This is a genomic window from Emticicia aquatilis, assembly GCF_014644295.1.
Lineage (GTDB): Bacteria > Bacteroidota > Bacteroidia > Cytophagales > Spirosomataceae > Emticicia > Emticicia aquatilis.
This window is the reverse complement of sequence record NZ_BMKK01000003.1, coordinates 297,643-309,618: the sequence shown is the minus strand read 5'-3', so window position 1 is coordinate 309,618 and position 11,976 is coordinate 297,643. Positions and strand designations below refer to the sequence as shown.

13 protein-coding genes are annotated in these 11,976 nt (G+C 36.1%); 5 read left to right on the top strand and 8 right to left on the bottom strand.

The window, feature by feature from the left end; all coding sequences use genetic code 11:
• Window positions 1-29: 29 nt before the first annotated feature.
• Genes proB through IEX65_RS08710 form a run of 3 tightly spaced genes read left to right on the top strand, consistent with a single transcriptional unit; the run spans window position 30 to window position 1,911 of the window.
• Complete coding sequence (gene proB, locus IEX65_RS08720) at window positions 30-1,064, top strand: glutamate 5-kinase (RefSeq protein ID WP_188765945.1); 1,035 nt, start codon at window positions 30-32, stop codon at window positions 1,062-1,064.
• A gap of 27 nt (window positions 1,065-1,091) precedes the next feature.
• Window positions 1,092-1,457, top strand: a complete 366-nt coding sequence (locus tag IEX65_RS08715; RefSeq protein WP_188765661.1) for a hypothetical protein — start codon at window positions 1,092-1,094, stop codon at window positions 1,455-1,457.
• 1 nt (window position 1,458) lies between these two features.
• The gene (locus IEX65_RS08710) at window positions 1,459-1,911 is read left to right on the top strand and encodes a GlcG/HbpS family heme-binding protein (RefSeq protein WP_188765660.1); all 453 of its coding nucleotides are present in this window, start codon (window positions 1,459-1,461) and stop codon (window positions 1,909-1,911) included.
• Window positions 1,912-1,927: 16 nt separating this feature from the next.
• Here the strand turns inward: IEX65_RS08710 and IEX65_RS08705 are convergent, their stop codons facing one another.
• The 8 genes from IEX65_RS08705 to IEX65_RS08670 form a co-directional block, all read right to left on the bottom strand.
• Window positions 1,928-2,632: a membrane or secreted protein gene (locus tag IEX65_RS08705; protein WP_188765659.1), complete on the bottom strand. Its 705-nt coding sequence runs from the start codon at window positions 2,630-2,632 to the stop codon at window positions 1,928-1,930.
• Window positions 2,633-2,711: 79 nt separating this feature from the next.
• The gene (locus tag IEX65_RS08700) at window positions 2,712-3,263 is read right to left on the bottom strand and encodes a hypothetical protein (RefSeq protein WP_188765658.1); all 552 of its coding nucleotides are present in this window, start codon (window positions 3,261-3,263) and stop codon (window positions 2,712-2,714) included.
• A 12-nt stretch (window positions 3,264-3,275) separates the two neighbouring features.
• Window positions 3,276-4,121 (bottom strand): hypothetical protein, encoded by an 846-nt coding sequence (locus IEX65_RS08695; protein ID WP_188765657.1) that lies wholly within the window; start codon window positions 4,119-4,121, stop codon window positions 3,276-3,278.
• A 4-nt stretch (window positions 4,122-4,125) separates the two neighbouring features.
• Window positions 4,126-5,823: a hypothetical protein gene (locus IEX65_RS08690; RefSeq protein WP_188765656.1), complete on the bottom strand. Its 1,698-nt coding sequence runs from the start codon at window positions 5,821-5,823 to the stop codon at window positions 4,126-4,128.
• 170 nt (window positions 5,824-5,993) lie between these two features.
• Window positions 5,994-6,404, bottom strand: a complete 411-nt coding sequence (locus IEX65_RS08685) for a hypothetical protein (RefSeq protein ID WP_188765655.1) — start codon at window positions 6,402-6,404, stop codon at window positions 5,994-5,996.
• A 57-nt stretch (window positions 6,405-6,461) separates the two neighbouring features.
• Window positions 6,462-6,893: a hypothetical protein gene (locus IEX65_RS08680; protein ID WP_188765654.1), complete on the bottom strand. Its 432-nt coding sequence runs from the start codon at window positions 6,891-6,893 to the stop codon at window positions 6,462-6,464.
• 38 nt (window positions 6,894-6,931) lie between these two features.
• Complete coding sequence (locus IEX65_RS08675) at window positions 6,932-7,330, bottom strand: hypothetical protein (RefSeq protein WP_188765653.1); 399 nt, start codon at window positions 7,328-7,330, stop codon at window positions 6,932-6,934.
• A gap of 127 nt (window positions 7,331-7,457) precedes the next feature.
• Window positions 7,458-7,895 (bottom strand): hypothetical protein, encoded by a 438-nt coding sequence (locus IEX65_RS08670; protein ID WP_188765652.1) that lies wholly within the window; start codon window positions 7,893-7,895, stop codon window positions 7,458-7,460.
• A gap of 309 nt (window positions 7,896-8,204) precedes the next feature.
• On the opposite strand from IEX65_RS08670, the gene IEX65_RS08665 reads away from it, so the two are divergent.
• Both IEX65_RS08665 and IEX65_RS08660 read left to right on the top strand, forming a co-directional pair.
• A complete protein-coding gene (locus tag IEX65_RS08665) occupies window positions 8,205-10,103 on the top strand; it encodes a sensor histidine kinase (RefSeq protein ID WP_188765651.1) in 1,899 nt (632 codons plus the stop codon).
• Window positions 10,100-11,959, top strand: a complete 1,860-nt coding sequence (locus IEX65_RS08660) for a sensor histidine kinase (protein ID WP_188765650.1) — start codon at window positions 10,100-10,102, stop codon at window positions 11,957-11,959. Before IEX65_RS08665 ends, IEX65_RS08660 begins: the two co-directional genes overlap by 4 nt.
• Window positions 11,960-11,976: the final 17 nt, after the last annotated feature.

Here is an 11,976-nt window from a genome sequence, read left to right as displayed (position 1 = left end):
AGTTTGAAAATCGTATCTTTGCCATTATGATTCAAAAACCTATCCTCATACTAAAATTCGGAACGGCTTCGATTACTCAAAAAAACGGAGAGCCTGACGAAACCATCATTGCCGATATTGCTCGCCAAGTGGCCATTCTTCACGCTGACTATCAGATAGTTATGGTATCATCGGGTGCGGTGGGTGCAGGAAAACATTTTATCAAAAATTATTCGGGTGAAATTGCCGAGCGTAAAGCCGCCGCTGCCATCGGAAACCCACTTTTGTTGAATATTTACTCGAAATATTTCTCACAATACGGCATTCAGATTGCCCAAAGTTTGTGCGAACGCCAACATTTTGGCAATCGTGAACAGTTTTTGCAACTCAAAGAAACGTACCAAGAATTGTGGGAAAACGATATCATTCCGATTGCCAACGAAAACGACGTAGTGAGTAACCGTGAGTTAAAATTTTCGGATAACGATGAACTGGCAACTCTCATTGCCACAGGTTTTGGTGCAGAAACGCTAATGATTTGTACTTCGGTTGGTGGACTTTTGGATAAAGACAAAAACATCATTCGTAAAATAGAAAACATTGATAATCAGATTCTTGGTTTGGTTGATAACAGTAAATCGGCACTTGGTTCTGGCGGTATGGCCTCAAAACTCACCTTTACGAAGCTCGCCACTCGAATGGGAATCAGAGTTATTATTTTCGGAATGAAAGAGCAAGATGGCATCTTGAAAGCCATTAAAGGCGATGCAGGAAGCGAATTTACGGCTCAAGAAGTAAATTTATCGTCGAGAAACAAATGGCTGGCCAGTGGAAGCGTTACGGTAGGAACTTTACAGATTGATGCAGGAGCAGCCAAAGCTATCCAAAAACGCAGTAGTTTGTTGGCCGTTGGTATAAGAAAAGTAAAAGGTGATTTTGAAATGGGCGAAGTTGTAGAAATTGTTGATAATCACGGTGAAATGCTGGCTGTTGCCCGCACAAAGGTTTCTTCGGCTGAGTTAGCAGCAAATCTAAAAACAATCAACTACGAAGTAGCAAATGCCAATGATATTGTGTTGATTTGAGGGTGTTTTCATCTTATAAACTAAACAATGTACTTCCTCTATTTAGCGATTGGCATTTTAGCTTTCATTTTCAATATTTTGATTGTGACCAGTAGTACAGCGGGCAGAAAAGTAGGCATTGCTCCTGTTATACAATTGATTTTTATTATTCCGATTTTTATTAGTTGTTCGCTTATTTTTTATTTTACTAAAAACACTAATCTGGGGCAGAACTACCAACATTTATATTTTTTGTTGCCATTCTTACTGGAAATTACCTACTTTGCTTTTACCAAAGACCTTTTTGATATTTTCAAAGCAGATGGCTTCGTAATTCGCTCTTATGTTTTATCAATCGGTTTAGCCACGATTACTACTTTTTTTCTCAATTGGTTATTTATAAAAATCTTCTAAAATGACACCTCAAAAACGCCAACAAATTATTCATCAAATACTCGAAAATATCTCAATCGAAGTGCCTACGTACCAAAATAGCGAACCCGATTGGGGGATTTGTGAAGGAAATGTAGCAGTTTGTATCATTGACGACGAAGGCAATGTTTACGGCAAAATTTGGGGTGATGATAAACTAAAAGGCCGACGCTACTACGATGTGGCCTACCGAAAAGCATCGCAAGTTTGGATAACTGGCTATAAAACTGGCGAATTTGAGCGTTTAATTTTTACCGATAAACTCAATTACCGAGATTTTGGTATTCCACTGCCCGAACTCATGGGCTGGGAAGGTGGCCAACCGATTCAGTTAGATGACGAAACGACTATTTCGTGCGGTTTTAGTGGTTTTAAAGGTGCAACCGACTTGGCAATCGTAAAAAAAGCCGCAGAAGCAGCTTTACAACAAATCTAAATATGAAGGGGAAAAGCTATTTCTCTTTTCCCCAAATTTCATTGACAGGGTCGCCTTTTGAGCTTTTACCCGAATGTTGCCATTTATCTCCTTCCACTTTTGCATCAAACGTGAGCGACGCTCCTACCCTGCTATTATCTCTTGAGAAAAATTCGAGGGTTTCAGTATATTTACCATCTTTGAGGGTGTATGAACCTCCGCCTGTACCGAAAAACTCCTTGGTTTCGGGGTTAATCGCAAACCATTGGAACCGTGTTCCCGAACATATTTTTAAGGTTTTCCGAGCTGTACGCTTCATTTCAGTCATTTGTCCATCTTGCCCAACCCGTGCCGAGATTCGCCAATTGCCCGACAAAGCATCTTTTCCTTCATCAATGCGTTTCCAAGTTGTTTTTGCTTGATTTTCAATCATAAACTCGTTATCTTTTCTTCTAAACTTATAGGTGATTTTCGTGCCTACACTCTCAGGATTTTTATCATTAAATTCGAGTGTCAGTATAAGACCAGCATCATTAATTTCGTAAGTACCGCCGTAAGTTCGGATGTACGTATTTTTCTCAAAAATGGCAATCGAAAGATAATTTTCGGAGGCAATCATCACCGCTCTTTCGTTAGAAACACTGCTTTCTGGCTGCATTTCCCACGCTCCACGCAACGTGCCAGCAAAGCTTTGAATAGCCATTGTCAATATAAAGAATGAAGCAAAAATCGTTGTTTTCATATTTTTTAGAATTTAAGGTTGAGTCTTATTTTCAAGGTCGGCAAGGCTTTGAGCCTTGCCGACCTTCTGCAACAAAGTGTTATCTATTTTTTAAAGCCTTTATCGCCCAGCCTACCAAACCACACAAAACCATCAAAACGGTTATTCCTGCAAAAATCCATTTAATTAAACCTGAATTAGAAGCAAATGTTGCCCAAAATTCAACTTTTTCGGGAAAGGCTCGAAGCATTTGCACAATTCCATAGTTTTCACACAAATCAAAGATTAAACCGCCAATCGGAATGACATTGATTACCGAAAAACGTTGCATTTGCCATTGGTTTTTCTTGAACAAAAAGCTAACCAGCATGATAAACGAAAGCGTGTAGATAATCGGATAAATGACATCAACGAAGGATTCGACAAAGAGATAAATTTCTCGGCCTTTCTCGCCATACGATTCAATAATACTATAACCTTTGTCGGGAGTAAAACCAAAACTTAAATCCATCAAACCTCGATTTAGTTCAGGGTCGAATTGTTTTTGAAAATAGGGCAGAATTGCCCCCGAAAAAGTAAATTGTAAGGCTAAAAAACCTAAAACAAGGTAACCACTGGCTCGGGTGTAAAAGAAATTAGATAGTTTTTTCATGGGTTTGATTGGTTATTTACAGGTAAATGTTGTTACAAAACTATGACCATCGTTTAGAAATGATACTTTTTTATCAATATCAATAGCCGTTATTCTGACCGCATATTTGGTATTTAGCTTCAATATTGGCATATTATTTCCATAAATTAATGTTGTCGAACGAATATTTTTTTGTTCATAAATCGGAATCGAAACGGCTTCTACGTAAGCATTTGGGCTTACTTCATCGTTGGGTAATTCTACCAATTTGAAAGAAAAACTAATACCTTTTGTCAAACCAATTATATTCGACCAATTGAACATAATGGGCTGGCGATTACCGATATTCACAATATCTTCATCTTTGGGAAAAATAATAACTGGCGGCTCGACGTATCGAATACTGATAGGATTGCTACAACCCAAGGGTTCTTCAAAAGATAAAACTGTATTAGTCGTAAAATCTAAAGCTCTCAAACAGATATTATAAGTTCCTTCGGGAAATCCGTTTCGAGCGATAACTTCTGGATTTATTTCGGAGTATTCTACATTATTCCCATCAAAAAAGCCTTGTAGTTCTTGCCAATTTTTAAAGATTTTTATCTCATTTGGATTTAAAATAATAGGCTTTGTTGGTTGAAAATTAGGTTTTGTTTTTACCCAAAGTCCGTTATCGCCCGTGATACTTCCAAGCAGTTTTATTTGCAGAATCTGGCGAGTATTATTTTTAACTTGAAGGGTGATTTTTCCTGTGGAAAACAAATAATCAAGTAAATAAGGCGTGTATGGCGGAGCAACCGATACATTGACCGAAACTTGCTGAGCGAAAGTAAAACTTAAACTTAAAACACTGATTATTAGTAAGATATATTTTTTCATGACTTTAGAAATTTAGTTGATATTCGATTGCACCTCTGTTTTCGGAGAATGCTTGTTGACCTTTATTTTGTATCAAACTCCAATTGAGCGACAAAGTATGTTTTTTTAGAAATGTATAAGAGGCATTTGCCGAAGCGTTTATAACACTGCCATTATCATTGAATTCGTAGATTTTTTGTTGACTAAACATAAATCCTACATTTGAAGAAAGAACTAAGTTATTTTCTTTCAAAAAACGTTTATTAAAACTGGCGGTTGGACCATGAAAAACACTTTCAATATCAGCCGATTTGGTGAGTGTATAGGAATAATTTAGACTAAAGTCGAAGTTTGAAAGAAGGTTTTGATAAGAATAACTGGCATTATAATTCCAGTTTTGATTTTCGTTGAAAAGAGCAGTTCTGCTGTTCAAATCTTGTAATTCTTGATAAATTGCCGAAACCATAAAAGTCTGCATATTGCTTTCACCGATACGCATATAAATCGAATTGAGAGAAAGAGTTTTATTATTTTGGGCAATTCGGAGTGTGTCGATAATGGGTAAATAACCCGCTTTTTGTGTAATTCCGTAGTTAGAATACGAAAAATCTGTCGAGAAACTTTCATTTGGAGCATACACAACCGCCGCCGAACCAATAAGTCGATTTGTCTGTGTTTTTTTCTGATTCAACAGATTATCGTGCTGCAAACCAATACTCGTATTGAGTTTCAACTTGCTTTTAAACAAATTCACATTTGGATTAAAAGTATAGCTTTCAATATCATTCTGAAAATAATACGCACCCATTGTCTTGAATTCTGGCTCAATGCGTTTATACTGAATTTTGGTATTAAAAAACTTTGATTTATAAGCAATTGATGATTGAAAGGCCGTCGAAAGTTGCGTTGAAACCCGTGGAATAAACACTTTTTTGATGACATCATAAAACTTGATGCTAATAAATTCGGCGATGGCTTCGGTGCGACTATCTCGTGTGTAGGCACTCACCGAACCATCTAACTCAAACATAAATTTCTTTTTAATTTTCAGCCTTGAACTTATACCAAACGCCAAGTTTTCGGCAGGCTTAGTGTATTGATAATCAGCTGGTAAGCTGATAGAATTTACATCATCGGCTACTTTTAAAACTATCAAATCAAGGTAATTTGTTTTTGTACCAACCCCAATTCTGGAAGCGAAACCTGTGCGTTTGAAAAAAGGAATTCGGTCTGGTTCGGCAAAATTATTTTCAATCGCACGATTGAATTTTCCATAAATAAAGCCAAATCTGAGTTTTTTTGGATTGAGTTCGATGCCTGTTCCGAGAAAAGTATGCCCAGCCAATGTAAAAGGTGAAAAATATACATTTCGATAACCGCCGTGCAGCACCAACCAGTTTTTATACAAAGGACTTGCCCCTGCTTGATTATAAGGTTGTCGAAAGCGGTTATTTTGGCTACTATAAACCATCGTAATAGGCACAAACCAACCATTGCTGGTCTTGATACTGAGCTTACCATTTATTCCCCACGGATTAAATTGTCCACGAGGTGAATCCAGACCATTCATTTTGTAATAACCCGTCGATATACTCCAATCGCCCGTAATGCTTAGTTTTGGTGCAGGTATTTTTATAGAATCTGCCTTTGTTTGGGTAGAATCATTGGCAAGGATTGAAGTAAAATTTGACGTTAAAATAACGATAAATAAGATAGTTTTCATGGCTAAAATCTGTATCAGATTGATGATACAAATTTGCACTTTTTTGATGCCTCAGTTCAATACAAACTTGTTTGTATTTTTGCGTAATTATTTGGCTATTAGTCATTTAAAACAAAACCAGCCACCTTTAAAGATGGCTGGTTTTATAATTACTATGAAAAAATGATATTTCAATTTCCAGTATTTGGACTATTATTATCATCCAATTTCCAAACGATTCGGGTTAAATCTCCCGATGGAATAAATGGAAGCCCAGGGGCAGGACAAGGAATACATTCGGCCCATCCTTCGGTGATAACTTTGATGCCGCACTCACAATCTAAGCCACCGTTGGTGCTACCATCGTGGTTGCCTAATGCTAATTGTTTGAGATTATTCTGGCATTTCATTCTAATCGCTACTGTTTTTCCACCTCTTCTGGTAATAAAAAGCGTTCCTGCTCTTCCAAAATCTATGGTATTATTTCCTTCTACCAATCTTACGTTTTTTTCTACTGTATTTTCACGTGAGGTTTGTGCAAAAACGGCTGTACTAAAACTTGAAATAAAGATAATTACGGCTACAAAAAATTTAGTTTTCATGATATTTTATTAGACGATACAATCGCCACTTTTTTTAAAGAATTGATAATGAATAGTTTATAATCTTGATGCTGCTTCTCTTACTTTCTGAACGGCTGGCAATAAAAGCCCGATATTCCATTCATTTTGACCATTCGACAAATCGCAAGGTTTGCACATACACATTCCAATATTTTTGTTGGCTGTTCCGAAACACGCATCTGGCACTGGACATTTACAAGGAATTGTTGGAGCTCCTTCGACCGAGCCATCACTTGGGCTTAGTCGCTCAATTTTACCTGCGGCATCTTGGAAAATTACATTTGAGAAAGTTTCTCCTCGCTTTACAAATCTGATTGTTCCTCTTCCGTTGGGAATCTGAACTGTGTTAGTTCCTTCGGTCATTTTGACGGAACTTATCAAAACATTTTCCAACTCATATCTTTGTGCTGAAACTTTGCCTACGAAGGCTACTAATAAAAGGGCGAATACTACGATTGTTTTTTTCATGGCTTGTTTTTTGTTTGAAAAATTTGTTTAAAATAAAATCATTTTGAAAGTTTAACTTCTACTCTTCGATTTTGGACTTTCCCTGAGCTATTGCCTTCATTTGTAATATCCGAATGACAGAAATAAACGTTGATTCCTTTCTCTTCATTCTTAAAATAAATTATATTCCCTTTGCAATCAAACTCACGGGAATCTCCTGAAGCTTCGGCTCTTTTAGACCTAAGTTGCATTCCTGTTTCGTCTTGCAATGTTACATTGCTGACTTCTTGGTTACGACACAAAAATCTAAGTGTGCCAAATTGGTTAAATACTACTGTATTCATGCCCTCTCGAAGGTATATGGTTTGCTGTGAAGCACTTGGAGCATCTTGTGCTGCAACATTTATTGCAAATGCCGTAGCAAGTACAAATACGAAAGTTATTACTGTGTTTTTCATGGCTGATTGTTTAATTGCTTTTAAAAATTATTTATTAAGTTTGACAACGACATTGATAATTTGTTCAAGTTCACGAGTCAGACCTACCACGCAGGGCTAATTCTTTTCAAAGTCGTTATCAAAATGATTAATTTCTTGGGCCATTTTTTAAATAAATTGTCAAAGACTCAGGCTCATTATTTGATGAAGAATTTGGTGCTTTTTTCCCTTTACACGCCTTGCAACCAAACCCACCATTACCGCTGTCATCGTTCCATGTGAAGGCAATATATTTGTTTTTCCCACATTCACCACAGTCGCTACGAACCTCTGGACCTGCTGTTTCATTGAGGTCTGCTTTGATACTTTTCCCACCTTCGGTTTGTACTACGGCTTGAATGATATCGCCATTTCTAACAATGACACGAAGGCTTGATTTTGAATTTGGTATAGCAAAAGTGTTCATGCCATTTGATAAGCGAACCTCGGTAGAGCTATCATAACTTGGCATTTCGGATTGAGCTGATGCAGTAAACGTAAGAACTGAAATTAATAAAAATACGATACTTAAAATTGTAGTTTTCATGATTGTTTTTTTTGTTTTATTTTATTGTTAATAATTTAATTTTCGTGGCTGTTTTAAAAAAATAGTTTTGATTGTAAATATTTCGATGGCTACTGTTTCGATGATGCAAAGTTGGCAGATTCGCTACCCCGATTTCAATACTAACTTGTTTGTATTTTTGAATTTTGTTGAAATCGCTGCTTAAAAACTGCAAATCTTAACGACCTTTCGATGATGCAAAGTTGGCAGATTCACTACCCCTTTTTCAATACTAACTTGTTTGTATTTTCAGATTATCTCCTTATTTTTGACAAATTCTTACCCTACTCCATGAAAAACTACTTTACTTGCTTACTGCTCCTGCTGGTTTTTGATATGGCTATGGGGCAGAAAGTTTTAGATATAAATGCTGCAAGCGAACTTCCTCTCAAAGACTTCATTTTTCATCTCGAACACCCCGAAGGCGATATTGATATTCTGCAAGCCATAAAATTGTACGAAAACAAGAAGTTTATTTTATCAGAAAGTACAACTCATCGACAAAATTTTGGTCATAATACAAAGGCTAAACACTGGCTAAGTTTTGAAGTGAATGCTGCACAAAAACGAGAGTTGATACTCGAAATTGAGTACGCCAACATCGACCATATTGAGCTTTTTGAAGTAAAAAATGACGAAATTCGTTCTTTAGGCTTTGCAGGAGACATTTATAAGTATGAACAAAGACCTTATTATAACAACAATTATGTGTTTTTACTGAGGTTAGAACCCAATCAAAAAACCCAGTATTTTCTACATATCAATCAGCCAAATGCTATTTTATCATTTGCGATTCGACTTTTTCAGTATGATTATTTCAAGAAAACCGACAGACAAGAATATGTAGTTTGGGGAATATATATCGGTATTATTATGATTTTGTTGGTAGTTAATCTCGTGATGCTGATTATCATCAAAGACTGGATTTATTTTTGGTATATTCTTTACCAACATTGCATCACGATGCACCTTTTTTCGGATGCAGGTTTGGGGTTTCAATATCTCTGGCATGATTATCCGCAATTCAATATTTACGACCCCGTTTATCTCTACATTTGGGGAGCAATGATTGCCCAACTCACATTTATGCAGTATTTTCTGCACCAAACTCGAAGAAATAGTAAAGTATTTAAGTGGATTATCGCTTTCAAAGTTTTTTTGACGATTGCTCTTTTGACAGCCATTAGCATTCATTTTTTTGAACCAAAAGGCAAAGAAATTTACATGTATAAAGCCGTGGCTACGGCAACTTCGATTTTTGTATTGATAATGTGCATACTAACAGTTGTGAGTCTTTACGAAAAACGCAACGAAAAAGAAAAACTCGTAAAATACTATGCTTATGCACTATTTTTTCAGTTTTTGGGCTACACAACCGTCACTTTACTGAATTTAAGTCAGTCAAACGGCTTTAATTTACCTTTCGATATCGAAACTTATGTGGTGATGGGAATTGTGGTAGTTATTGATATTTTCTTTTTTTCGTATGGTTTGGTTTACCGTTTTGAAAGCTATAAAAGGCAAAACCAAAACCTCGAACTTAATATTTTAAATACGAAGCAAGAAAGCCAGAAACGAATCATTGAGTCGCTGGAAGAAGAAAGAAAGCGAATTTCACAAGATTTGCACGATGATATTGGTGCAACTTTGGCTACCGCAAAAGGTTATTTGTCGGTTTTGGGGCGAGATAAAAAATCAAAAGAATTGATAAATGCTCAAATCATAATAGATAAAGCAGCCGAAGAACTCCGCACGATTTCGCACACTTTAATGCCTAAAAACTTTAATAAAATTGCTCTTTCCCGCACGATTGATGAAAGTATTAGAAAGATAAATTCAGAAAAAACGCAATTTGATTTCATTACGATTGGTGAGCCTAAAAAACTCTCAGAATCGGACGAATTGGTCATTTTTAGGATTCTGACCGAACTCATAAACAATATTCAACGCCACTCAGAAGCAACGGAAGCTACCATACAATTGATTTATCATGCAGATTTTCTGAACTTAATCGTGGAAGACAACGGCAAAGGTTTTGGCAATGCTACCCACGATGGCAAAGGTATTCGGAATCTTTATGCCCGTGCTGAATACCTAAAAGGTGAATTATTAATTGATTCGAGCGAACATGGCACATCAGTAATATTGACTGTACCGACCAATAATCATCTAATTGCTAAAGCCCAATGACCCGAAACCTAATTATATTGCTCTTATTGGTGATTTCGACAATCTTTGGGTTTTCGTGGTATCATTTTCATTCTGTAAAAAACATTAATTCTTTGCCTCTCGAAATCGAACATTTTCAAGACCAGCAAAATACAACTTTGCCTAATCAGCTGATTATAAGCCATTTATTTGAAAAAATATCACCCAACCAAAGCAATTTTGGTAATACAAAAGCCATTCAATGGTTTAGATTCAAGCTCAAATCTGAACTTGTTCCTAAAGAATTATCACTCGAAATCACGAATAATTCAATCAACGAATTGGAATTATTTGAGCTGAAAAACAACCAACTTATTTCGCTCGGAAAAACTGGCGATTGGTTAAAATTTAGTCAACGACCATCGCCAACCAAGACTTTTGTTTATCCCATCAGCTTAGATTCTTACCAAAATGCTACCTATTTACTAAAAATCGACAAAAGAGAAGAAAATTTAGTTACTAAAATTTTGTTGTGGAATACCCATGATTTTGAAAATAGCGACCAACGAACTTATTTTTTATGGGGGTTTTATATCGGCATTGTGCTTTTGATTGTGGTACTCAATGTTATTTTTGGCTGGCTCACCAAAGACCCTATTTATATTTGGTTTACGTTATATATACTTGGTCTTTCGCTCCGACAGCTCACTGATGCTGGGCTGGGTTTTCAGTTTTTTTGGTATGATTTTCCGATTTTCAATCGGCCAAATCCTTTATTACAAGCTCTTTGGCTATTTTTACCAGCCATGATTCAGTTTCAGCAAGCATTCTTTGAACTCAAAAAATACCGCAAAAAACTCTTTTACATTTCACAGTTTTTCAAGTACTTCTTTTTTACACTTTTTTGTATTTTTCTAATTTTACAGCTAACAGGCTCTACAATAACTCATAATCTTTATAATCTCAGTGCCAAGATTCATTCGGTTTCTTCTTCATTGGCTACCATTGTGTTTTTGATTATTGGTTTTGCACATTTACGCTCCGACGATATTCTAAAACGTTTTTTTTCTATTGCCATTCTGATTCAATTATTGGGTTTTGTGCTTGTAATCATCAAAAACTTGCTCCAACAATACCAAGAATTAGATTTAATAACTCCCGAGCCGCACATTATCTATCTTTGGGTTTTTCTGATTGACCTCATCTTTTTTACTTATATTTTATCGGTTCGTTACCAAAATTCTCATACCCAAAACCAACAATTACAAATTAGATTAATCCAAGCTCAACAGGAAGTCAATCAAGGCGTAATCGACTCGCTTGAGTCAGAGAGAGAACAAATAAATTTTATGCTTAAAAACGGCGTTGGCGAAAAATTAATTGCGGCCCAAAACCAAATTAAAAACCTCGAATCAACAGCTTTATTGACCGATTCGCTAAAACTCATTGATAAAGCCAATCAAGATTTAAACAAGATTTCAAAAAACCTTCTTCCTCTCGAATTTGCCGAAAAAGGCCTTATTCAGAGCGTCAATGAATTGGTTTTAAAACTTAATCAAACACAAAGTGTCTCATTTAATTATGCCGTAAAAGGCGAAGAACAAAGAATTAGTACCCAAAAAGAAGTGCAGATTTACCGCATTGTAAGTGAATTAATCAATAATATTCTGAAACATTCGGGTGCTTCGGAGGCAAAAATTTCTTTCGATTACAAGCCTCAAAAACTAATCGTGCTGGTAAAAGATAACGGTAAAGGCTTTGAAATCAGCAAATTAGACGATACTGAGAGCGGAATTGGCGTAAAAAACTTACATTCACGAACCCGATATTTGAAAGGTGATGTAAAAATTGATTCGAGCCAAGAAGGAACGACGATTAAGATTGATGTTCCGATTTAGAAAAATACAAACAAGTT

Coding starts and splice junctions, on each gene's coding strand:
- IEX65_RS08715 (WP_188765661.1), top strand. CDS start 1,092: ATGTACTTCCTCTATTTAGCGATTGGCATTTTAGCTTTCATTTTCAAT.
- IEX65_RS08710 (WP_188765660.1), top strand. CDS start 1,459: ATGACACCTCAAAAACGCCAACAAATTATTCATCAAATACTCGAAAAT.
- IEX65_RS08705 (WP_188765659.1), bottom strand. CDS start 2,632: ATGAAAACAACGATTTTTGCTTCATTCTTTATATTGACAATGGCTATT.
- IEX65_RS08700 (WP_188765658.1), bottom strand. CDS start 3,263: ATGAAAAAACTATCTAATTTCTTTTACACCCGAGCCAGTGGTTACCTT.
- IEX65_RS08695 (WP_188765657.1), bottom strand. CDS start 4,121: ATGAAAAAATATATCTTACTAATAATCAGTGTTTTAAGTTTAAGTTTT.
- IEX65_RS08690 (WP_188765656.1), bottom strand. CDS start 5,823: ATGAAAACTATCTTATTTATCGTTATTTTAACGTCAAATTTTACTTCA.
- IEX65_RS08685 (WP_188765655.1), bottom strand. CDS start 6,404: ATGAAAACTAAATTTTTTGTAGCCGTAATTATCTTTATTTCAAGTTTT.
- IEX65_RS08680 (WP_188765654.1), bottom strand. CDS start 6,893: ATGAAAAAAACAATCGTAGTATTCGCCCTTTTATTAGTAGCCTTCGTA.
- IEX65_RS08675 (WP_188765653.1), bottom strand. CDS start 7,330: ATGAAAAACACAGTAATAACTTTCGTATTTGTACTTGCTACGGCATTT.
- IEX65_RS08670 (WP_188765652.1), bottom strand. CDS start 7,895: ATGAAAACTACAATTTTAAGTATCGTATTTTTATTAATTTCAGTTCTT.
- IEX65_RS08665 (WP_188765651.1), top strand. CDS start 8,205: ATGAAAAACTACTTTACTTGCTTACTGCTCCTGCTGGTTTTTGATATG.
- IEX65_RS08660 (WP_188765650.1), top strand. CDS start 10,100: ATGACCCGAAACCTAATTATATTGCTCTTATTGGTGATTTCGACAATC.